17 protein-coding genes are annotated in these 23409 nt (G+C 62.8%); 9 read left to right on the top strand and 8 right to left on the bottom strand.

Going from position 1 to position 23409, the window contains the following annotated elements; all coding sequences use genetic code 11:
- Window positions 1-23: 23 nt before the first annotated feature.
- Complete coding sequence (locus Q8R81_RS01625) at window positions 24-1088, bottom strand: phosphotransferase family protein (protein WP_305615527.1); 1065 nt, start codon at window positions 1086-1088, stop codon at window positions 24-26.
- A complete protein-coding gene (locus tag Q8R81_RS01620) occupies window positions 1085-2266 on the bottom strand; it encodes an acyl-CoA dehydrogenase family protein (protein WP_371135282.1) in 1182 nt (393 codons plus the stop codon). Before Q8R81_RS01620 ends, Q8R81_RS01625 begins: the two co-directional genes overlap by 4 nt.
- A 385-nt stretch (window positions 2267-2651) precedes the next feature.
- On the opposite strand from Q8R81_RS01620, the gene Q8R81_RS01615 reads away from it, so the two are divergent.
- From Q8R81_RS01615 to Q8R81_RS01590, 6 genes are all read left to right on the top strand, one after another.
- Entirely contained in the window at window positions 2652-3755 is a 1104-nt protein-coding gene (locus Q8R81_RS01615; RefSeq protein ID WP_305615523.1) for a PepSY domain-containing protein, read from the top strand.
- Entirely contained in the window at window positions 3752-3946 is a 195-nt protein-coding gene (locus tag Q8R81_RS01610) for a hypothetical protein (protein WP_305615521.1), read from the top strand. Before Q8R81_RS01615 ends, Q8R81_RS01610 begins: the two co-directional genes overlap by 4 nt.
- A 17-nt stretch (window positions 3947-3963) precedes the next feature.
- A complete protein-coding gene (locus tag Q8R81_RS01605; RefSeq protein ID WP_305615519.1) occupies window positions 3964-6120 on the top strand; it encodes a TonB-dependent siderophore receptor in 2157 nt (718 codons plus the stop codon).
- Between the two features lie 104 nt (window positions 6121-6224).
- The gene (otsB, locus tag Q8R81_RS01600) at window positions 6225-6992 is read left to right on the top strand and encodes a trehalose-phosphatase (RefSeq protein WP_305615516.1); all 768 of its coding nucleotides are present in this window, start codon (window positions 6225-6227) and stop codon (window positions 6990-6992) included.
- A complete protein-coding gene (locus Q8R81_RS01595; RefSeq protein ID WP_305615514.1) occupies window positions 6989-8773 on the top strand; it encodes a glycoside hydrolase family 15 protein in 1785 nt (594 codons plus the stop codon). The genes otsB and Q8R81_RS01595 overlap by 4 nt, the downstream gene beginning before the upstream one ends.
- On the top strand, window positions 8770-10179 hold the full coding sequence (locus Q8R81_RS01590) for a trehalose-6-phosphate synthase (RefSeq protein WP_305615513.1): 1410 nt from the start codon (window positions 8770-8772) through the stop codon (window positions 10177-10179). Before Q8R81_RS01595 ends, Q8R81_RS01590 begins: the two co-directional genes overlap by 4 nt.
- Here Q8R81_RS01590 and Q8R81_RS01585 read toward each other — a convergent pair.
- The 3 genes from Q8R81_RS01585 to Q8R81_RS01575 form a co-directional block, all read right to left on the bottom strand.
- Entirely contained in the window at window positions 10176-11129 is a 954-nt protein-coding gene (locus Q8R81_RS01585; RefSeq protein ID WP_305615511.1) for an acyl-CoA dehydrogenase family protein, read from the bottom strand. The genes Q8R81_RS01590 and Q8R81_RS01585 overlap by 4 nt on opposite strands.
- Window positions 11129-12274, bottom strand: a complete 1146-nt coding sequence (locus Q8R81_RS01580) for an acyl-CoA dehydrogenase family protein (RefSeq protein WP_305615509.1) — start codon at window positions 12272-12274, stop codon at window positions 11129-11131. The genes Q8R81_RS01585 and Q8R81_RS01580 overlap by 1 nt, the downstream gene beginning before the upstream one ends.
- A 186-nt stretch (window positions 12275-12460) precedes the next feature.
- Window positions 12461-14680 (bottom strand): TonB-dependent receptor, encoded by a 2220-nt coding sequence (locus tag Q8R81_RS01575; protein ID WP_305615507.1) that lies wholly within the window; start codon window positions 14678-14680, stop codon window positions 12461-12463.
- A 444-nt stretch (window positions 14681-15124) separates the two neighbouring features.
- Here Q8R81_RS01575 and Q8R81_RS01570 point away from each other — a divergent pair, with 444 nt between their 5' ends.
- Window positions 15125-16636, top strand: coding sequence for a malonyl-CoA synthase (locus Q8R81_RS01570; protein ID WP_305615505.1), 1512 nt, complete (start codon window positions 15125-15127; stop codon window positions 16634-16636).
- 32 nt (window positions 16637-16668) lie between these two features.
- Window positions 16669-17904: an SLC13 family permease gene (locus tag Q8R81_RS01565; RefSeq protein WP_305615503.1), complete on the top strand. Its 1236-nt coding sequence runs from the start codon at window positions 16669-16671 to the stop codon at window positions 17902-17904.
- A gap of 2 nt (window positions 17905-17906) precedes the next feature.
- On the opposite strand, the gene Q8R81_RS01560 is transcribed toward Q8R81_RS01565, so the two are convergent.
- The 3 genes from Q8R81_RS01560 to Q8R81_RS01550 all read right to left on the bottom strand — a co-directional run bounded on the left by Q8R81_RS01560 (window position 17907) and on the right by Q8R81_RS01550 (window position 20589).
- Window positions 17907-18356: a DUF3429 domain-containing protein gene (locus tag Q8R81_RS01560; protein ID WP_305615501.1), complete on the bottom strand. Its 450-nt coding sequence runs from the start codon at window positions 18354-18356 to the stop codon at window positions 17907-17909.
- Window positions 18357-18465: 109 nt separating this feature from the next.
- A complete protein-coding gene (locus Q8R81_RS01555) occupies window positions 18466-19389 on the bottom strand; it encodes a LysR family transcriptional regulator (RefSeq protein ID WP_305615499.1) in 924 nt (307 codons plus the stop codon).
- Window positions 19390-19458: 69 nt separating this feature from the next.
- On the bottom strand, window positions 19459-20589 hold the full coding sequence (locus Q8R81_RS01550; protein WP_305615497.1) for a DUF2332 domain-containing protein: 1131 nt from the start codon (window positions 20587-20589) through the stop codon (window positions 19459-19461).
- A 264-nt stretch (window positions 20590-20853) separates the two neighbouring features.
- Between Q8R81_RS01550 and Q8R81_RS01545 the strand changes: the two genes are divergently transcribed.
- Complete coding sequence (locus Q8R81_RS01545) at window positions 20854-23355, top strand: TonB-dependent receptor domain-containing protein (RefSeq protein ID WP_305615495.1); 2502 nt, start codon at window positions 20854-20856, stop codon at window positions 23353-23355.
- Window positions 23356-23409 lie beyond the last annotated feature (54 nt).

The raw sequence follows: 23409 nt of genomic DNA, 5'->3' as shown, positions 1-23409 counted from the left end.
AACTGCACCTAAGCGCCCTTAACTCACCCCAAACGGCAGCTTTCCATGGCCTGACACGCCAATGCGGCAAGCCTTGGCAGCGCCTCGGCGCGTTCCTTGGCCTGCGCGTTGGAAGCCGTGCCGCGCAGCACCCGTCCCTTGATCCCGTGAAAGATCGCGGCGAGGCGGAAGAAGTTGAAGGCGAGGTAGAAGTCCCAGTTGGCAATCTCCGTCCGCCCTGTCCGCTGGCAGTAAGCGGCGATATATTCCGCTTCCGTCGGCAGGCCGAGTGGCACCGGGTCCGCCCCGCCAAGGCCCGCCACGATATCGCCGGGCATGCGGTACATCATCGCGTGATAGGCAAAGTCCGCCAGCGGGTGGCCGAGGGTGGAGAGTTCCCAATCCAGCACCGCCAGCACGCGCGGTTCGGTCGGGTGGAAGATCATGTTATCGCAGCGAAAATCGCCGTGGACGACAGTGGTTTCATCGCCTTCGGGAATGGCGGTAGGCAACCATTCCACCAGTGCGTCCATATCCGGCAAGCGGCCGGCAAGGTCATCTTCCAGATATTGCTTTGACCAGCGGCCGATCTGCCGGGCGAAGTAATTGCCGGGGCGGCCAAATTCGCCAAGGCCGACGGCCACGTGGTCCACCGAATGCAGCGCCGCGATCACGCGGTTCATCTCGTCAAAATAGGCGGCGCGCTCGTCCTTGGGCACTTCGCTGAACGAGGCGTCCCAGATCACGCGGCCTTCGACCATGTCCATCACATAGAACGCGCTGCCAATCACGCTTTCGTCCTCACACGTCCCGTAAATGCGGGCGATGGGGACGTCTGTGCCGTAGAGCGCGGTCTGCACGCGCGCCTCGCGCAGCACGTCGTGCGCGCCTTTGAGCAAGGGGCCGGGCGGTTTGCGGCGCAGGACGTAGCGGGCGGTGGGGGTGGTCAGGCGGTAGGTGGGGTTGGACTGGCCGCCGTTGAATTGCTCGACTGTGAGAGGACCGGCAAAACCTTCGACATTGGCCACCAGCCAACGCTCTAGCGCCGCTTCGTCAAACGCGACGCGCACCTTTCCCGCGCCGGTGTTGGCGTCGGCCAGTCCGGTCATTGCGCGGCTTTCCAATCGCGGCGCAGCTTCTTGGCGAGGCTCCATTTGTGGACTTCGGTGGGACCGTCATAGATGCGGAAGGCCCTGATTTCACGGAACATTGTTTCCACGATAGTCTTGTCGGTCACGCCCGTGCCGCCCAGCACCTGCACGCATTTGTCGGCCACACGCATCAGCGCTTCGGACACGGCAACCTTGGTCATCGAGCTTTCCACCGTGCCGAGCGATCCGGTATCGAGCACGCCTGCGCACCAATCGATCATCAGTTCGCACTGCTGCAGATCGATCATGTTCTCGGCCAGCATGAAGCCGACGCCTTCGTGATCGATCAGCGTCTTGCCGAAGGCCATGCGGCGGTTGGCGTAATCTACCGCAATCTCCTGCGCGCGGATGCAGCCGCCCAGCCAGCGCATGCAGTGCGACAGGCGTGCGGGAGAAAGGCGGATCTGCGCATATTTGAAGCCCTCCCCCGCATCGCCCAGCATCTGGTCGGCGGGGATGCGAAGGTCCGTGATGTCGATTTCGGCGTGGCTGCCGGGCATCGAGCTGTCGATGGTGTTGGGAACGCGCGTGATGCGGATGGCAGGATCGGGCAGATCGACCAGGAACATGCAGGCCCCGCCTTTGCTGTCCGGGTCTTCCGATTTGGCCATGACGATGCCGACTTTCGCCCCTTCGGCCCCGGTGATGAAGCACTTTTTGCCGTTGACCACCCAGTGGTTGCCGTCCTTGCGGCAAGTGGTGATCATCATGGAGGGGTCCGCGCCCGCGCCCTGCAATTCCGCCGGTTCGGTCATGAAAAAGGCCGAGCGTGCGCGGCCCGAGACGAGGGGTTCGAGGAAGCGGGCTTTCAGGTCCGCACTGCCGACCTTGCCGATCAGGTACATGTTGCCCTCATCCGGGGCCTGCGTGTTGCAGGCCAGCATGCCCAGCGGGGTAAGGCCCGATTTGATGAGGATGACGGCGGTTTCGCGCTGGTTGAAGTGCCCGCCATCGTTGCGGATGTGCGGGGTGAGCACGCCCGCTGCGCGCGCCAGTTCACGCAGTTCCATGACGAGTTCGTCGGTCGGCGCGCCGTGGTGATCGCGGCGGGGATCCTGCTCATAGGCGAAGACCGTGCCGCGCACGAATGCCTCAACCCGTGCGGCAACTTCCAGTGCTTCGCTGCTGATCGTCACGATCCTCGGTCCCTTCATTTGATTTCGTTCAGGCGACTTCGGCCTAAACCGCGCAATCCGCACCTGACCAAAACAATGGGCCGGGGAAAGGCCAAATAACGTTGCCGCAATGGTGCCGACACGTTTGGTCAATAAAAAAGGGGGACGGCGAATGAACGCCGCCCCCTGAAGTTGAAAGAACTTTGCGGTTGCAAAGCCCTTCGGGTCGCAAGGGTTGAATATCCGGATTGGGCCGATTGCAATGTGCGGTGTTTCACACATCTGATGCGCTTATGCGCACGACAGCGATGACAATGGCTGAAAACAGCTGCGCTGACCGGACGGTAAAACGCTAATGCAAGTTATTCGCATTGACGATTCGGGTTCGCATTCCTAAGGCGCGGCGATGCGCAATCGAGCGATCACGGCGGTAGCATGGGTCCACAAGTGGAGCAGCCTTGTCTGCACACTGGCTCTGTTCATGCTGTGCCTGACCGGATTACCGCTGATTTTTCACGACGAGATCGAAGGTCTTTCAGGCGACACAGCGTTGCAAGGCGCGGCTTCTGCACGGACCGGGCAGCCGCTGGACCGCATCGTTGGCGCGGCTTTGACCGATTACGCCAAAGCAGCAGGCAATCCGGGTGTGCCGCTGTTCATCGGCTTTTCGCCCGACAATCCACTGATTACCGTGACCGTTGGCCCGCGCCCTGATGCGCCAGAGGCCGAAATGCGGCTGTTCTCCTATGACCGCGCCACCGGCACTGCGGTGGGCGAAGTGGCGCAGGGCGGGGTGATGGACTTCCTGTTGCAGCTTCACACCGATCTGCTGCTGGGTCTGCCGGGAATGCTGTTTCTGGGGGCGATGGCGGTGCTGTTCGTGGTGGCGCTGATAAGCGGCGTGGTGCTGTATGTGCCGTTCATGCGCCGCCTCGCATTCGGCACGTTGCGGCATGACCGGTCTGCGCGGGTGCGCAATCTGGATCAGCACAACCTGCTGGGCGTGCTGGCGCTGGGCTGGACGCTGGTGATCGGGCTGACCGGCGCGATCAACGCCTTTGCCGATCCGCTGACCGCCGCGTGGCGGACCGGGGAATTGCAGAGCATGGTGGCGGGGCAGGATGGCCAGACCGCGCTGGCCCCTGCGGACTATGGCTCCATCGACACCGCAATGGCGCGCGCGCAGGCCGCTCTGCCGGGGCAGATGCCGCAGTTCATCGGCTTTCCGGGCGGCGCGTGGTCCTCGGCGCGGCACTATGCGATCTTTTTTCAAGGCGACACGCCACTGACCAGCCACCTGCTGACGCCCGCACTGGTAGATGCGGAGAGTGGTGCGTTGATCGACGTGCGCCCGATGCCCGCCACGATGCAGGCGCTGATGCTGTCCAAACCGCTGCACTTTGGCGATTACGGCGGACTGGCGCTGAAGCTGGTGTGGGCGGCGCTGACATTGGCGACGCTGTGGGTGCTGTGGACCGGGCTGGTACTGTGGCTTGGGAAACGCCGATGAGCCGCCTGCGCCCGCAACCCACCCGCACGATCCTTGCCCTGCCGCTGTTGCTGGCGGCACTCGCGCTGGCCGGGCTGGTGCTGGGCCTGACCGGCGATGGCTGGCGCGATGTTGTTTCGGTGGTGCTGCTGGCGCTGCCGTGCCTCCTTTTCCTGAACCATTGGCGTTGCCGCACCCGGCGCGCATCCTGACTGAAAGCCTGAAGACGATGAATCGCTTTACTCTGCTCGCGGCTGCTGCCTTCATCCCCGTTCTGACCACGCCAGCCTTTGCGCAAGATGTCTCGGCCGAGGACATGGACGACATCGTGGTGGTGGCCAAGGCGCTGAACGCCACGCAAGTCATGGGCGAAGGCGACCTGGGCGCGCTGGGGCGCAAGAAGGCCGAGGACGTGCCCTTCACCATCCGCGCCTATAACGAAGCGCTGATCCTCAACCAGCAGCCGCAGACGCTGGGGCAGGTGCTGGAGAACGACCCGACCGTCCGCACCAGCTATGGCTTTGGCAATGCGGCGGAGCAGTTCGTGATCCGTGGCTTTGCGCTTTATGGCGATGATGTGGGGCTGAACGGCCTTTATGGGATCGCCCCGCGCCAGTTGATCGCGCCGGAACTGTTCCAGTCAGTCGAAGTGCTGAACGGGGCTTCGGCATTTCTGAACGGCGCTGCACCGGGCGGGACGTCCATCGGCGGCGCAGTGAATCTGCAGTTGAAGCGCGCGGGCGATGATGCGCTGAACCGCGTGACCGTGGGCTATATCTCGGACGCGAACTTCGGCGGCAGCTTTGATGTTTCGCGCCGCTTTGGCGATGATGGCGCGGTGGGTGTGCGGCTGAACGCGGCGTTCCGCAGCGGCGATGTGGCGACCGATGGCGAGTTCCGCCGCACTGCCGTGGTGGGCGCGGCGTTTGACTGGCGCGATGATAACACGCGCCTGTTCCTTGATCTTGGATACCAGCGCGTCGAGGTGGACGGCCTTCGCCCCAAGGTGACGATTGGCACGACCACGATCCCCGCCGTGCCGGGGGCTTCGGCCAACTATTCCCAGCCGTGGAGCTATACCGATCTGCGCGACGTGTTTGGCGTGCTGCGGTTTGAACAGGACTTTGGCGACAACGCCATGTTCCACATCAGCGGCGGCGCGCGCGATGGCAGCGAACAGGGCATTTATGGCGGGGTCACCGTGCTGGATGCGGCGACCGGCGCGGCCAATGGCAACGGGCTTTATGTGCCGCGCACCGACAACAACGAAGCGGTCGAAGCGGGCTTCACCGTCAAGCTGGGCAATGCGATCACGCAGGAGATCAATTTCGGCGGCAGCGCGGTGTGGCAGGTGAACCGCAATGCGTTCGATTTCCTGTATGGACCGGGTTTTGCCGGGTTTGCGACGAACATCTATGACGCGCCCGAAGCGGCGATCCCGGCATCGGCGTTCGTTGGTGGCGATCTGGACAATCCGTTCCCGATCAGCCGCACGCGTCTGCTTTCCGCCTTTGCGTCTGACACGGTGGGCCTGTTCGGGGATCGTGTGCTGCTGACCGGCGGGCTGCGGTTGCAGGACATCGAGGTCAAAAGCTACAACGCCTACAACGGCGGCCTTCTGGACGGAACTTATCGCGAATCCGCGGTGACGCCAGTGATCGGCCTTGTGGTGAAGCCGGTGCCCGGCCTGTCGTTGTTCGCCAACCGCGTGGAAGCCTTGCAGCAGGGGCCAAGCGCGCCGGTTGACGCGCTGGTAGTCAATGCGGGCGAAGTGTTCGGGCCGATCCGGTCAAAGCAGTATGAAGTGGGCGGCAAGCTGCGGCTTGGCCGGTTTGAGGCGGGGCTTTCGGTATTCCGCATCGATCTGCCGGTGGCCTATTCGGTCGATGCCGGGACGGGCGATGGGCGCGTGCGGTTTGGCCTCAACGGATTGCAGCGCAACGAGGGCGTGGAATTCACGCTGAATGGCGAGCCGGTGGACGGATTGCGCTTCATCGGCGGTGCATCGGTGATCGATGCCAAGCTGCGCCGCACGCTGGGCGGGGCCAACCAGGGCAACCGCGCGGTGGGCGTGCCTGAATGGACCGGCAATGCGGGTGTGGAATGGGATATTCCGTCCACCGGCTTCACGCTGACGGGCCGCGTGGTCCACACCGGCAAGCAGGCGGTAAATGTGGCCAATACGCTGGAAATCCCCGACTGGACGCGGTTCGATCTGGGTGCGCGCTATGTGCTTATCACTGGCGGAAAGCCGCTTACGCTGCGCGCGGGCGTGGATAATGTGGCGAACAAGCGGTACTGGGCATCCGCGTTTGACGTGTTCTCGGCAGCGCTGTTGCAGGGGCAACCGCGCACCTTCCGGGCGAGTGCTTCGATAGACTTCTAAAGGGTAGACGGCGGCGTTTTATGCTGCGCTGCGGCACAAAAGGGGGAACTTGCGGGGCTGGCTGACGTTGGGAAAGCATCAGCCAGCTATCATTGGAATCCGCATTGGACCCGCAAGGCCCCCATGCCGTCATCGAACGTGCTCTTGATCTGCCGCCTTCCCGCCTGCCCGCACGGGCCAGCCTGTTCCTCGACTTTGATGGAACGCTGGTCGATCTGATCGACCGGCCCGATGCGGTGCAGGTGACGGACCGGGTGCGGGCGCTGGTAGCGGCGTTGTGTGCAAGGCTGGAAGGCAGGCTGGCGATCGTCACCGGGCGCGATGCGGGCTTCGTGCGCGAAAAGCTCGGGATGTCCTATCTGGGCATTGCCGGAAGCCACGGTCAGGAAATCCACTTTCCCGATGGCACGACCGAAATTCCCGAAGCGCCAGCAGCGCTTGGTGAAGCAGGCGATGCATTGACCCAATATGCCGCCGCGCATGAAGGCGTGCTGGTGGAACGCAAGCCATTGGGCGTGGCGCTGCACTATCGCATGGCGCCCCATCTTGAAGGGTGGAGTCTTGCGCTGGCCGAGGAACTGGCCACTGCGCATGGCCTGCATTTGCAGCCCGGCAAGATGATGGTCGAACTGCGCGCACCCGGCGGCGACAAGGGCAGCGCCGTGGCGCGGATCCTTGATACGCCGCCCTTTGCCGGCACCGTGCCCATCATGCTGGGCGATGATCTGACCGACGAGCCGGGCTTTGCAGCCGCTGCCGCGCATGGCGGATGGGGCGTGCTGGTGGGGCCGCTACGCCAGACGTCCGCGCGCTACCGGCTGGAGGGCGTTCAGCATGTGCTGGCGTGGCTGGACGGGGTGCTCGACACATGAGCGCGGGCATGGAACTGTGGCCCATCGGCAATTGCCACGTTTCGGCGTTGGTGGACGAGGCCGGGCGGTTTGTCTGGGCCTGTGTGCCGCGTGTGGACGGTGACCCGCTGTTCAGCGCGCTGGTGGGCGGAGAAACGCCCGAGGCGGGTTTCTGGGACATTGCTCTGGATGGCGTGGTGCGCACGCAGCAGCGCTATCTGCGCAATACGCCGATCCTTGTGACGCGGCACGAGGATGACCACGGCAACGCCATTGAAGTGACCGACTTCTGCCCGTTCTATGGCCATTCCGGGCGCACGTTCCGCCCGGTGTCCTATGCCCGCATCGTCCGCCCGGTCAGCGGATCGCCGCGCATCACGGTGCGGCTGCGCGCCACGCGCGATTGGGGCGCTCCCTCCCCCGGCGTGGTCGGCGGCACCAGCCACATCCGCTACCCCGGCCCGGCCATGACCATGCGGCTGACGACCACCGCGCCGGTGGGCATGGTCGCCGAAGAACGCACGTTCCGGCTGGAGCGCCCGCTGCACTTCTACCTCGGCCCGGACGAGAGCTTTTCCGGCAATATCGGGCGCACCGTGGACGACATGCTGGAGCGCACCTGCGTGGAATGGCGCGGGTGGGTCCGTGGCCTTGCCATCCCGCTCGAATGGCAGGACGCGGTGATCCGGTCCGCCATCACGTTGCGCCTGTGCCAGCATGCCGAGACGGGCGCGATCGTGGCGGCGCTGACGACATCAATCCCCGAACATGCCGGGTCTGAACGCAACTGGGACTACCGCTACTGCTGGATCCGCGATGCCTATTACACCGTCCAGGCGCTGAACCGGCTGGGCGCGCTGGATGTGCTGGAAGGCTACCTTTCGTATCTGCGCAACATCGTCGACGGGGCCAAGGGTGGCCACATCCAGCCGCTTTATGGCGTGCTGGGCGAGGCGCGGCTGGAAGAGGGCTTTGCGCCTGACCTACCCGGCTATCGCGGCATGGGGCCGGTGCGCGTGGGCAATCAGGCCTATGAACAGATCCAGCACGACGCCTATGGCCAGATCGTGCTGTCGAGCGCGCAGGCGTTCTTTGACCAGCGCCTGTTCCGGCTGGCCGGGCACGAGGATTTCGAGGCGCTGGAAAAGGTGGGCGAGCGAGCGTGGGCGAGCCGTGATCAGGCCGACGCTGGCCTGTGGGAACTGCGCACGCGGCAATCGGTCCACACTTATTCGGCGGCCATGTGCTGGGCTGCTTGTGACCGGCTCGGCAATATCGCGGGCACGCTGGGGCTGACCGACCGCGCAGACCTGTGGAACGGACGTGCTGCCGAAATCCGCACGCTGATCGAAACTTCGGCATGGCGCGAGGAGACGCAGCGGCTTTCGGCCACATTCTCGGGCGACGATCTGGACGCCAGCGTGCTGCAACTGCTCGACTTGCGCTTTCTGGCGCCCGACGATCCGCGCTTTCTTTCCACCCTCTCGGCCATCGAGGAAGGCTTGCGGCGTGGCTCGCACATGTTGCGCTATGCCACCGAGGACGATTTTGGGCTCCCGCAGACGGCCTTCAATGTCTGCACCTTCTGGTTGATCGAAGCGCTTCACCTGACCGGACGGTCTGACGAAGCACGCGCACTGTTTGAGGAAATGCTGATGCGACGCACGAAATCCGGTCTCCTTTCCGAAGACATTGACCCCGTAACCGGCGAGCTATGGGGCAACTTCCCGCAGACCTACTCGTTGGTCGGAATCATCAACTGCGCCGGGCTGCTCAGCCGTCCGTGGACATCGGTAAGATGAGCCGCCTGATCGTCATATCGAACCGCGTCAGCGCGGGCGGCGGCGCGCAGGGCGGGCTGGCGGTGGCACTATCCGCGGCGCTTCGCGCCAATGGCGGGATCTGGTTCGGCTGGTCTGGCGAGGTGACCGAACAGTTCACCGGCCACATCAATTTCCAGCGCACCGATGGCGTGGCCACCGCCACGGTCGATCTGGAAGAGCAGGACGTTGAGGAATACTACAACGGCTACGCCAACCGCACGTTGTGGCCGCTGTTCCACTATCGCATCGATCTGGCCGAATACGAACGCAGCTTTGCCGGGGGCTATGAACGCGCCAATGCGCGCTTTGCCGAAACCGTGCTGCCGCTGATCGAGCCGGACGATGTGGTGTGGGTGCAGGATTACCACATGATCCCGCTGGGCCGCGAATTGCGCAATCGGGGCATTGCAAACCGCATCGGCTTTTTCCTGCACATCCCCTGGCCCCCGCGCCGCCTGCTGGCCACCCTGCCCGAAGCCGCCGCGCTGGTGGAAACGATGTTCGCCTATGACGTGATCGGGTTCCACACGCAGGAATGGCTCGATTCCTTTGTCGATTTCGTGAAGGCGGAAATGGGCGCGACGGTGGACGCAGATGGCGTGGCGCATTGCAACGGGCGCACCGCGCGGCTGGTCGCCTGCCCCATCGGGATCGATACGCGCGCCTTTGAGGAGATGGCCCGGAGCAACACTGCGCGGCGCACATATGAGAAGGTCCGGGCGAGTCTGGTCGGTCGTTCGCTGATCGTGGGCGTGGACCGGCTCGACTATTCCAAAGGGCTGGAAGAGCGCTTCCTTGGCTATGAACGCTTTCTTGCGGAGAATCCCGAAGAGCGCAACGGCGTGGTCCTGCTGCAGATTGCGCCGCCATCACGTGGCGCGGTGGAAAGCTACCAGCGCATTCGCTCGACCCTCGAAGGCCTCGCTGGCCGCATCAACGGCGCGCACGCAGCACTCGATTGGGTACCGATACGCTATGTCAACCAAGGCTATGCGCGTGACGAATTGGCGGGCGTCTACCGCGCGGCGAAGATCGGCCTTGTCACGCCCTTGCGCGACGGGATGAACCTTGTGGCCAAGGAATATGTTGCGGCGCAAGACCCGGAAGACCCCGGCGTGCTGATCCTGTCCCGCTTTGCCGGGGCGGCTGAGCAGATGCCCGATGCGCTGCTGGTCAACCCTTATAGCGCCGAGGAACTTTCGGACGCGCTGCAACGCGCGCTGATCATGCCGCTGTCCGAACGCAAGGCGCGCTGGAAAGCGATGATCGAAGACGTGCGCCAACGCGACGTGATGTGGTGGCTGGAAACGTTCCGCGATTGTCTGGAGACACCGCTGGAAAACGCTTCGGAACATGGGCCGATCAAGGTTGTGCAGATCGTTTAGGGCGTTCGCGCAAAGTCCATCGACGACATTGGCGCGCCAAGCCGTTCTGCGCCAAGCTGCCGTGACCAATAGCCTTCCGAACCATCGGCCAGACGCCATTCGTGCAGGCGGCGGGTGAGGAGTTGAAGGTCAAACTCTTCGGCAATGCCGATGGCACCGTGCACGGCGTGAGCGCTTGCCGCGAGACGCGGCGCGGCGGCAGATGTGGTGATTTTGGCTGTTGCGACGTGGGTCAAAGCGGGATCAAGGCCACCGGCACAGCCCAGTTGCGCCGCGATGCGGCAGGCGACCATATCCTCGGCCATCACGCTGAGCATCTGCTGCAGGGCCTGCTGTTTGCCGATGGGTTTGCCGAACTGCACGCGCTGCGCCGCGTGGGCCGCCGCCATATCGCACACACGCGCCGCTGCGCCTGCGATCAGGCACGCGCGCAGGACGGCGGCAATGGAGCGCAGGCCATTGCCGGGGCGCGGGAGAGCAAGGCTTTGCGCCGGGCCTGACAGCACCGCCGCCAGCGAGCCGTGAACCCCGGTTGCGGTCACTTCCATTTCGGAAAGCGGGGTGACCGCCAGCGCCGCGCCGGTATCGACCAGAGCATGGTTCGCCACCAGAGCGCAGGGAACCGGCTGGCCTTGCGTGGCGGCCAGCACGACCGGTCCTGCGGGCGCGGCGATGCCTGCATGGGCAAGAAGCGCGCGGGCGATCATCGTTTCACCCACCGGCAGCGGAACGGCGCTTGCGCCCAACGCTTGCAACAGCGGTTCTACTTGGGCGAGCGTCAGCCCTGAACCGCCTTGGTCTTCGCCAACCAGCGCATCGAGGAATCCTGAAGCCGCGATGGCAGCCCACATCGCCTGCCAATCGCCGCCTGCCTCCACTGCGCGCACGGCGGCGGGCGAAGCGATTTCATCAAGCATGCGCACGAAGGGTTCCAGCAGTTCAGTGGTCATCAGCGCAGCCCCATCCCGCGTGCAATAATGCCCCGCAGGATCTCCCGCGTGCCGCCGCGCAGCGAAAAGCTGGGCGCGATGTGCGTGACGTAAGCCAGCGTCCGCCACAGTTCCGCGCTCACCGGTTCGTCCGGGTGGGCGGCCAGATCATCGCCGATCACCACGGCCAATTCCTGTTCAAAGCCGGTGCCGCGATCCTTGACGATGGAAGCTTCGACCACCGGGCTTTCCCCCGCCGTCAACAGTGCCGTGCAGGCCAAGGACATGGCGCGCAATGTGGCAAGCTCTGCCGTGAGCCGTCCGACCAGCGCATCGGCATCACGCCGCCCCACCGCCTGCAAGTGCGCGATCCATGCATCGAGCAGCACCACGCTGGAATAGATGCGTTCCGGCCCGGACCGTTCGAACGCCAGTTCGGCGGTGCATTGCGCCCAGCCATCGCCCTCCTGCCCAACCAGCGCATCGTCGGCCAGTTGCACGTTGTCGAAGAACACCTCGGCAAAGTGGGCGTCTCCGGTCAGATCAGTGATCGGGCGGATGGTGACACCGGGGGCGTGCAGATCGACGATCAGTTGCGAAAGGCCGGCCTGCCGGTCTGCGCCGGTGCCCGATGTGCGGACCAGTGCGATCATGTAGTCGGCATAGTGCGCGTTGGTGGTCCAGATTTTCTGGCCATTGAGCAGCCAGCCATCGGCATTGCGATCAGCCCGGGTGCGCACGCTGGCAAGGTCTGACCCGGACCCCGGCTCGCTCATGCCGATGCAGAACACCTGTTCACCCCGGCAGATCGCGGGAATGTGCCGCTGTCTCTGCCCTTCGGTGCCATAGTGCAGCAGCAAGGGCGCGCTTTGCCGGTCGGCGATCCAGTGCGCGGCCACGGGGGCACCTGCACTCAGCAGTTCTTCCACCACCACGAAGCGCGCGAATGGGCCGAGGCCCTGTCCGCCATATTCCACCGGCAGGGTGAGGCCGAGGAATCCCTCCGCGCCCAGTTTGCGGCTGAAGGCGGCGTCGAAGCCTTGCCATGATCTTGCGCGCGTATCAGCTGCGATGCCCGCCATGTGGTCGGCAAGGAATGCGCGAATTTTCGGGCGCACAGCCTCTGCCGCGTCAGGCAGGGAGGCAAGCGTCAGGCCATCGAACAATGTGGTTCCTCTCGCAGTCAGCCGGGTAGCTTTGCAAGGGGTTTAACCGAACAATTAACACTTTGCCAAGGGGCATGCGCAATCGGCACTGCCCACAAAAAAGGCGGGCGGGACCGTGATGGTTCCGCCCGCCCGTTTGCCAACCCTGCGAAGATCATCTGCGCAAGGTTGGCGAGGGAGTTTTGATCAGAACTTGAAGCCGGCGCGCACACCGTAGGTGCGCGGATCAGCGAAAGTCACAGAACCGAACAGGCCGGTAGTGGCACCAGTGACGACCAGATTGTTTTCCAGGTTTTCAACGAACCCGGCGATGTAGAAACGATCGTCCGGTGCGTTGTAGGTCACCGACATGTCGGTCTTGGTGGCCGCTGGCTGGTAGAAGTAGGCGAAGTTGGCCAGATCGGTCACTTCAAAGCGGCTGCGCGACGACGTCTGAGCATCAAACACCATGCGGCCTTCGCCAATCGGCAGGGTGTAGTTCATGCCAGCAATCCAGCTCCACTTGGGGCTGCGGTTCAGCGGACGACCTGCGAAGTTGATCGCCGGGTTAGGCAGGAACTGGTCATACCGCGCATCGAGCCAGTTAAGTGCAAGCCGAATGGCAAAGCGATCAACCGGCTGGAGCGTGGCATCAAGCTCAACGCCATCGATCTTGGCCTTGGCGGCGTTGGTCGTGACCTGGCAAGGACCACCGCAGATGTCGGACAGCTGCGAAAGCTGCAGACCCTGATAGTCATAGTGGAACACAGTACCGTTCAGGCGGAAGGCCGGGCTGAAGCGGAACTTGAAGCCCGCTTCATAGGCGGTCAGCGTTTCCGGATCATAGTACAGCGCGCCTGCGGGCAGGTTGCAGTTCGTTGCCGTGCCGATTTCGCAGCCATCGTTGAAGCCGCCCGCCTTGTAGCCGGTCGAAACCGAGGCGAAGACGAGACCCAGCGGGCTGTCGTAATCGACACCTGCGCGCCATGTCAGCTCGCTGAACGTGCGTTCGGCGTTGTTGACCTGGTTCACCTGACGGCGGATGAAGTTGCCGACGCTGTAGGAATTGCCGATACGGTCATAGAAATCGACGACGGTCTGGCCGATGCGCGATTTGAGGTCATGCGAATAGCGGATGCCGCCGGTGACGCGCAGGTTTTCTGCAACCTCATAAGTGACCTGACCGAAGGCCGACTTGTTTTCGGCAATGGTCGGATCCTGCGGGAAGCCGAAGCGGGTGTTGGCGCCAAGCAGGTTGTTGAGGAAGAAGGCGATGCCCGACTTTTCCTTGAAGTAGTAACCGCCGATCTGCGCCTGCAGCGGGCCGTCACCGCCGTATGCAAGGCGGACTTCCTGCGAGGTCTGCCAGTAGCTGCCGATGAAATCGTTCGAGAACAGGCCGTTGGCAGAGTTTGCGAATTCGCGACGTTCGGATTCGCGGTACGACCCGAGATAGGTCAGGGTGACGTTGCCCATCGTATAGTTGAGCTCGGCCATCACGCCCTTTTCCTCGTTGTCGCGGAAGCCCTGCTGGGCCTGCGGAATGCTGAGGACGCGGGCAACATCCGGATCGAGGCTGCGATAGATAGGCGCGTTGAATGTGGGCCGCACACCGCTGGCAATGTTGCTGTAGAAGTTCGCAGGTGAAACGCCGTTGGTCGGGTTACCCTTGACCGAGCTGTAATCGCCCATCACCAGCAGGCTGAGATCGGGGGTCGGCTTCCACAGGGCGGACAGGCGGACCGACTTGTTGTTCTTGAACTTGTCGAGCGTGGCGTTGTCGTTCGGCGCGCCATCGATGATGTAGTTGTCACGCTGGTCGATGTTCGCAGCAACGCGGAATGCCAGCGTGTCACTTGCAGGCACGTTCAGCACCACGGTGCCGTTCAGCGCGTTGAAATTGCCATAGACCACGTCGGCGCGCGCGCCGAATTCAAACTTGGGCTGGGCGGTCAGGATGTTGACCACGCCTGCAGTGGAGTTGCGGCCATAGAGCGTGCCCTGCGGACCGCGCAGCACTTCGATGCGCTCAATATCGAAGAACGACACTTCCTGCGCCTGCGGGCGGGCAAGATAGATGCCGTTGACCATGAACGCGGCCGAAGGATCGCCCTTTTCGGTGCCGTCGGTGCTGGTCACACCGCGAATCGTGATCTGCAGCCCGTTGCCGCGCACGATCGAAAGGTTAGGGATCGTTTCTTCAAGCTGGGTCGGGTTCGTGATGCCCGCAGCGATCAGATCTTCACCGCCTACGGCAGACATCGCGATCGGCGTCTTTGACAGCAGCGACGATGTACGGTTGGCGGTTACGACAATATCGCCATCGGCGACTGCACCCGTTTCAGCTTCCTGCGCATCTTGCGCAAAAGCCGGTGTCGATGCCAGCGCAAAAGCCGACACAAGACACGCAAATTTCAGATTCCTCATGTTTTCACTCCCTCAAAAACAACACCCTGTTGATCGCTAGACAGCGCTGACAGTGACGAGGGGGTAGACCGCATTTGCATGCAATCCGTTCAGGCTCCACCTCCCACTCGCGGCAACGCTGCGCTCGCGATCTTTATCACGCCGATTTTGCATAGCTTAATTGACAGCGCAAGTCAGAAATTGCTCCATCAGACAATCTAGGCCAACATTCGTGACGATACCTATTACTAAGCACAGGTTCCGGAGGCGTGGGGTGCTGGATGTGATCGTTCACAAGTAATTTTGCGAATCGCTGCAGTAAATCCGGCGAAACCAGCAAGCTTGGTTCTGCCTTGCAGACCTTGCCCTGAAAACGCCGTTGTTGCATGCATCCCACCGCGCATGCGCCATTCATCTGTTTCCAGCAGCAAGGGTTGCAAATTGGCCACTACCGCCACCCCAGACATGTTTTCACTGTTTCGTGCCACTTGCGACGCTGCGCCAGACGCGCCGTTCCTGATCGGGGAGGACGGCGCGGTGCTGACTTATGCCGGTGCCCGCGCGCGTTCGGCACAGCTTGCCCACGCGTTTCGCAACGCAGGTGTGCAGCCCGGAGACCGCATCGCCATTCAGGTGGAAAAATCGCAAACCGCGCTGCTGACCTGGCTGGCAGCATTGCAGGCAGGCGCGGTCTATCTGCCGTTGAACACTGCCTATACCATTGGTGAGGTTCGCTATTTTCTGGGAGATGCCAGCCCGGCGCTGGTGCTGTGCCGCCCGGCGGACGAACCGGCGATGGCCGCATTGTGTGCCGAACTTGGCGTGCCCGCGCTGCTGACGCTTGATGCCGATGGCTCGGGCGGATCACTGATCGAGGCCGCCGCCGGACAGCCGACAGCGTTCGACCATGCGCGCGTCCAGCCCGATGGCCTTGCCGCGATTCTCTATACCTCGGGCACTACCGGGCGCAGCAAGGGTGCGATGCTGAGCCACGCCAACCTTGCCTCCAACGCGCTGACCTTGCGCGAATACTGGCGCTTTACCGGCGATGACCGCTTGCTCCACGCCCTGCCGATCTTTCACACCCACGGGTTGTTCGTAGCGACCAACACAACCATCGCGGCAGGTTCAGCAATGATCTTCCTGCCCAAGTTCGACGCCGATGCGCTGGTGCGGCTGATGCCGCAGGCCTCGGTGCTGATGGGCGTGCCCACGTTCTACACCCGCCTGCTTGGCCACCCCGGCTTCACGCGCGAACTGGCAGAGGGTGTCCGCCTGTTCGTTTCTGGATCGGCCCCGCTATCGGCTGAAACGCACAAGGAATTCAATGCGTTGACCGGACAGGCCATCCTTGAGCGTTACGGCATGACCGAAACGAACATGAACACGTCAAATCCCTATGACGGCCAGAGGAGACCTGGCAGCGTCGGCTTTCCCCTGCCCGGCGTTGCGCTGCGCATCGCCGATCCGGACAGTGCCGCTGCGCTGCCGCAGGGCGAAATCGGCGTGATCGAGGTAAAAGGTGCCAACGTCTTCGGCGGCTATTGGCAGATGCCCGAGAAAACCCGCGAGGAATTTCGCGCCGACGGGTTTTTCATCACCGGCGATCTCGGCTTCATTGATGCTGATGGATACGTCCACATCGTGGGCCGTGCCAAGGATCTGATCATCGCTGGCGGCTTCAATATCTACCCTGCCGAAGTTGAAGCCGCGCTCGACGAAATCCCCGGCATTGCTGAAAGCGCGGTGATTGGCGTGGCGCATCCTGACATGGGCGAAGCCGTGGTAGCGGTAGTGAAAGTGACCGACGCCGGGCTGGACCAGACCGCCGTACTGGCCGCACTGACCGACCGGATCGCCCGGTTCAAACAGCCGCGCGCCGTGGTGACGGTCGACGAACTGCCGCGCAACGCGATGGGCAAAGTGCAGAAAGCCTTGCTGCGCGAGACTTATGGCGCGCTCTTCGCAAAGACATAACAATCCGTTCGGGTTGGGAGGGGAACGACATAATGATCGTGCTTTCGGTGGCGATCCTGATTGCAATTTTCATCGCTGCTGTGTGGCTGCCGGTCAATATGGGGCTGATCGGCCTTGCCGCGGCGCTGGGGCTTGGCGTGTTTGTTGGCGGATTGTCGGTCAAGGAAGTGCTGGCGGGCTTTCCCACCGACCTGTTCCTCACCCTGCTGGGCATCACGTACCTGTTCGGCATCGCCAGCAGCAACGGCGCGATTGACTGGCTGGTGGCGCGCGCTGCGGCGCTTTTGGGCAGGCATACCGGCCTGCTGCCCGCGCTGGTGTTTCTGGTTGCTGGCGTGTTGACTGCGCTGGGAGCAGTTGGCCCGGCAGCGGTAGCGGTGGTGGCCCCGATTGCTCTGCGGCTTGCCCGCGCCCACGGCTTTTCCGCGCTGATGATGGGCCTGCTGGTGGTCCACGGCGCGCAGGCCGGATCGTTTTCACCCATCTCGATCTATGGCGGCATCACCAACAAGGTGCTGGCTTCGAACGGAATTGCGCCTGATCCGATCTTCCTGTTTCTTGCCAGCGCGGCCTTCAACGCGGCCATCGCGCTGCTGATCTGGGCCTTTTATGCCCGCCGCGAGGCTGCCGCCGGTATAACGCATGACGCCCCCGCCGAAGCCCCGCCTGCGCTTGGCCGCGAAGGCGCGTGGACGCTGGGGGGCCTTGCCGCGCTGGCCACGGGCGCGCTGTTGTTCAAGATCGACGTTGGGTTCATGGCCCTGCTGGTGATCATCGCACTTGCCATAGCCGTGCCGCGCACGCAGGAAGGCGCGCTGAAGCAGGTGGACTGGTCCACGATCCTGCTGATTTCAGGCATCGTCATTTACGTCGGCCTGATGGAAAAGCTGGGGACATTGGCAGCTGTGAGCGACCTGATCGGCCGGGTTGGATCGCCCGCGCTGGCGGTGCTGCTGCTGTGCTATCTTGCCGGCACCGTCTCGGCCTTCGCCTCGTCGACCGCGCTATTGGGCGTGATGATCCCGCTGGCGGTGCCGCTGCTGGCAGGATCGCAGCTTTCGGTCATGGCGGTGATTTCGGCGTTGTGCATCGCCAATACCATCGTCGACACATCACCCTTTTCAACCAACGGGGCGCTGATCGTTGGCAATTCGCCCGAGGCGGAGCGTCCCGCCATGCTGCGCAAACTGCTGGGCTATGCTGCGATCATCGTGGGGGTAGGCCCGCTGGTGGCGTGGGCGGTATTTGTGCCACTGTTTTCGGGCTGATTTCACGCAACCGCCGCCAGAGCGAGCGTCAGCAGGCCAAGGCCGGTCGCCATCCAGACGCGCAGGCGCAGCCAATCCGGCGGCAGCACAACCGCCAGCGCCAGTTTGCGATCCACCAGCGGACTGGCAAACAGGAGCAGGCCAAGCGCCACCAGCGACGGGCCGGGCCAATTGGCCCCCACCGTCCAGGGTAGCAAGGCTGCCCATGCGGCAAGGCTGGGCATTACTGCAATCACATAGAACCCGCCGCTGCGCACGCCGCCCAACAGCCCGGCCATCCACCACAACCCGCCAAGGAACGACAGGATCAGCGCTGCATAGAAACACCCCGCTGCCAAAGCGCTCCATGCTGGCGGCCCCCCACCGACCACCAGCCAGACGCAGATTGCCTGCGGCGCCCAACCGGCCAGTCCCAGCAGCACGACCGGACGAGGCAGTTTAAAACCGAACATTGGCACGAGGCTCCTCACACTGGCGCTGGATCCGTGCCCGTTCACAATGACGGGGGCAACATGGCCCTCTTGCCGCATCCATGTGCGCGGCGGCATGAATTCACCGTGATTACCCGCGTGTCAGCATATCCAGCAAAGCGCGACCGAGCGGGGGCAGTTCCTGTTGTGCAAGGTAGCGGATGCCGATGCTGCGCTCGAACGTTGCCTCGCGCACGGTTACGGCGCGCAACACGCCAACCGTGAGTTCGGCCCCGGCAACGGTGCGCGGCAGGACTGTGACCCGATCGCTGTGACGCACGATCGCCTTGGTGGTGAGCAGCGAATCGCAGCGGATCACGTTCTGCGGCACCGGCACGCCTGCATTCAGGAACAGCGCGTCAACCTGCCGCCGGAACGCGCCCTGGGCATCGGGCAGAACCCACGGCAGGTCTGCCACGTCGCGCAGAGAAACCAGATCGTCCAGATCATCATGGCGGCGGCCCACAATCAGTGCAAAGGGATCACGCGCGGCTGTGATCTCCACCAGATCGGGCGGACAGGCTTCGATTTCAGTGGTGACGAAGGCAAGGTCGATGGCACCAGACCGAAGGTGATCGGCAAGCTGCGAATCCGGCCGTTCGATCACGCTCAACGCGAATGGGCCGACCTCTTCTTCCAGTTGTGCAACGGCGGCGGGCAGAAGGCTGACCAGTGCGCCGGGCGTTCCTCCGATGCGCAACGGCCCGGCAATCCCGCGCGCGGCATGGCTTACCTCAACGCTGGCAGCTTCGAGCAGGCGCACCATCGTTTCGGCACGCTGGCGCAGCGCCTCACCTTCGCGCGTGAGCACGATACCGCTGCGCGAGCGCGTGAACAGAATCACGCCAAGGCGCTGTTCCAAAAGGGCAATGGTGCTTGATACCGACGGCTGCGAAAGATTCAGCGCGCGCGCGGCGGCGGTTATTGAACCCGTTTCGCACACACGCCAGAACGTTGCCAAGGCGCGCGGATCGATGCGGTTGTGTGCGGCCGGAGTGCTGCCTGCAGCGGTCATGCCCAAATCCCGTTTGATGATGGCAGACCATTTGCACAACGCTCATGCTGTGCATAGCGGCAGCTGGTTTCATCCGGTCAGAAGGCCGTGCCAATCGAACCATTCGGCATAAGGGTGGCAATGGGCGGCAATCATGGTTTGCCCAGCGTTTTCGCCGCCATCCCAAGAGGTGACGCGCAGTTCCACGGTGCTGCGGTCCGCGCTCCATTCCATGCCGATCCGCGCCAGCGGGCGATCTGGCGTGGCAGCCGCAGCGGCAAGCGTCAGCGCGGCATCGACAGCGGCGCGCTCAACTTCGGGCATGTATTGCACGACCATTGAATGCACCACCACGCGGCGTGTGCCCATCCGCTGCGGCTGGGCCAGCTGCCGGGCGAGCCAACGGCTGGCAAGGCCGGTATCAACCTGCGGGAGATGCGCTCTTGCCACAGCGATGGCAGCGCGCAGCCGCTCTGTCCGCACACGCTCACCCGCCCAGATATAGGCGTGGAGACGCTCACAATCATCGTCGTCACGGATGTCGAGCGGGCTGAGATCAACGCCCAACGCGCGCTCCACCAGCAACGGTACCGCAGGCGGCGTGCGCCCTTTCCAGCGCGGCGCGATCCGCACTGCGCTTTGCCCATCGCCGCTGTGCGTGTCGCCGAGTTGGCAGCCATAGCGCGCCAGGTTGAGATTCAGGCCCGCGCTGGTGCCAAGTTCGAGCAGTTCGCATGGGAGCGGCGCGCGCGCATTGAGTTCGAGCAGGGCAGCAACGAACCCGGCAACGCGCGCTACCTCGTTGGTCTGGGTAGGGCCGGACATCCATTGCAAAAGATCGGGCGTATGGCGCGCCAGCACATCGATCAAAACGGCATCAAACCTGTCAGGTCCGGGCAAAGCTCCGCGCTCTGCCGTGCGATAGAGCTGCTGCAGCGCAGCGTGCCGGCCAGAACGCGCCAACGCGTGCAGCCCGGCGTTGATGCGAAATATCACGCCTGCGCCCGCCAGATCCCCCGGCCAGCCCTCGATGCAAACGCGCATACGCGGCGCGCAGGGGAGCACCCGTGCGAGGCTTTCCAGCACGGCAGCAACGATGGTCTTGCCAAAGGCCCGCGCCTTGGCCGCTTCGATCAATAGCTGTGCCTCGGCCCTACCGTCTGCCAAACCGCTGGCATTCGGCAGAATTTGCAGGGGCAAAGCTTCGGCAGTTGCAGACATTGGCAATGGAAGACTCTCTTGTACGCGAGCGCTGACGAAAACAGGCGCAGACCGATAGGAGCCTGCCCGTCAATCGTAAGCAGTCATGCACAATAGCCAGCCAATGCATCATAAGGGAAATCCCCTACGGCAACTGCAACACCATGAAATTGGCAGCTATATTCGGTAATTATACATACCTTCTGACACGACCCGGATTAAGGGGCGCGATCTATTGGTGATCCTCGACAGTTTCAGATCCGTTCAAGGACATGAGGATAACCAATGCGCAAATTCCCGCTTCTCGTCGCCACCCTGCTTGCCACGACCATGCACCACACTGCGTGGGCAGCTGACGAATCTGCCGCGCCTGCCGCCGGTGCTGCTGAGGAGGCATCATCTGCTGCTCCGGCCAAGAAGGCGTTCAGCACCGGCGTTGCCAAGGGCCGCGACCTGCTGGACACCGCGATTTCCGCCAGCGTGATTGATGAGGCGGATCTGGCCAAGCTTTCGGTCAGCTCGGTCTCAGGCATCATGCAGAACATCCCCGGCATCCGTTCACTTACCGCCGATGTCGATGGCTATTCGTCGATTACCGTGCGCGGTTTGCCACTGGCTGCCGATGGTTCTAAATTTCTGCAGTTACAGGAAGATGGTCTGCCTGTGCTGGAGTTCGGCGATATCAATTTCAGTTCGGTGGACCGCTATGTCCGGGCTGACTTCACACTTTCGCAGATCCAGTCGATCCGCGGCGGTTCAGCATCGACTTTTGCGTCCAATTCACCGGGCGGCGTGGTAAATCTGATTTCCAAGACGGGCGAAGTTGAAGGCGGGAACCTCCAGGTTTCGACCGGGGTTGGCCATGAACTGAAGCGCATCGACTTTGATTATGGCAGCCCGCTGGGCGATGACTGGCGTTTCCACGTGGGCGGGTTCTATCGCGAAGGCGAAGGTCCACGCGATCTTGGCTACACCGCGTTCAGGGGCGGCCAGATCAAGATGAACGTGACGCGCAAGTTCGCTGGTGGCTACATCCGGTTCTACGGCAAGTATCTGGATGATCGGCAGCCGAATTATGGCACTCATCCGTCACGCGTAACCGGCACAGACAGCTCGCCAGTTTACACAAGCATTCCCGGAACAGACGTGTTTAACGACAGCTTTGCGTCGCCACGCGTTGCGCAGTATCTAGGGGTAGACGGGAACAACAATCCCGTCAGCCGTGACCTCACCGACGGATTGCATGCCGTGGTAAAAGCGGTCGGACTCGAGACCCAGTTCGAAGTTGCCGGATGGTCTGTCAGCGATCGTTTCCGTTATGCCAGCATCAGTGGCGAGCTCAACCAGATCGACTCCATGCTGGCCGCCCCCTCGCCGGTCGTTTCCACTATTCTTGGCGGGCCGGGTTCGTCTTTGACGTATGCGTCGGGTCCAAACGCGGGCACGGTGCTTGCACCTGGCAATTCGATCAATGGCAATGGGCTGGCCAGCATCAATGTGCTGCTCAACATCGATCAGAATTCGCTCGACAATGTGACGAACGATCTGCGCGCATCGCGCGTGTTTGATCTGCAGGGCGGCAAACTCACCACCAGCTTCGGTCTCTACAACTCCATGCAGGAAGTCAACGTAGACTGGAACTTCACCAATGCCATTTCCGATGTGGTTGGCAACGGCCAAATGGCACCGCTGGATTTGCGTGCGGCCGATGGCACATTGCTGACGCAAAACGGCGTTTACAGCTACGGCTTCGGATTTGCCCTCCCCCGCGCATATGGCAACTACGGGTTCGATGTGCGGTACAAGATCACCGCACCTTATGCGTCGGTCAACTTTGCCAGTGGCAAGATATCGGTCGGTGCCAGCGTCCGCTATGATCGCGGCAATGTTTCGGGCAATGTCTTAAACACCCCATTTGTAGGCCCCAAAGACCTGAACGGCGACGGCGTTCTGGCAGTGCCGGAAACAAGCGTTGCCTTGCTGCCACTGACGACCCCGATCAACGTCGATTACGACTACAAGTATGTATCGTATTCAACCGGCATCAATTACAGGATCGCAGAGCCGATTTCCGCTTTTGCGCGTTACAGCCGTGGCGGACGGGCAAGCGCGGATCGGGTCCTGACCGAGGGCATGATCAACCCCACAACCGGCAAACTCGCAAATCCAGATCTGGCATTTGGCACGGTCAAGCAGGCTGAAGCCGGGCTGAAGTTCCGCAAGGATGATCTGGCACTCTATGTTACCGGGTTCTGGGCATCAACCGAAGAGCGCAATTCGCAAATCGGGGCCAACGCCAACGGGCAGGTCGTCGTTATCAACGTGGTGCGCAGCTATTCCGCCAAGGGCGTAGAACTTGAAGCCGATTACAAGCGTGGGCCATTTGGCCTGACGCTGGGCGGCACATGGACCAAGGCCCAAATCAACGGAGATGCCGTCAATCCCCAGCTTGAAGGCAATCGGCCGCGTTACATTCCCGAGTTCTCGTTCATGGCACGCCCGACAGTCGATCTGGACGCCGCAACGTTCGGCGCGGTCATCAATGGCACGACCAGCAGCTTTGCGCAGGATGTGAACCAACTGACGTTGCCCGGCTACGTTCTGGTCAGCCCGTTCCTGCACTTCCGCCCGGCACCCAAGGTGACCCTTGGCATCAACGCCTTCAACGTCTTTGACAAGCGCGCGATCTATACAGCGGCATCCGCCACGATCCCGGCCTCCGGCGTGGTGAACATCCAGACGATGAACGGTCGCACCGTCACAGCATCGCTTCGCTACACCTTCTGATGCCTTTGCGGCCCGCTTCCTTCCCCCTGTGGAAAGCGGGCCGCACCCCAAGTT

Source organism: Novosphingobium sp. (assembly GCF_030696665.1).
Classification (GTDB): Bacteria; Pseudomonadota; Alphaproteobacteria; order Sphingomonadales; family Sphingomonadaceae; genus Novosphingobium.
Note: the sequence above shows the minus strand (reverse complement) of the source record. Positions and strands in the feature narration are given on the sequence as shown.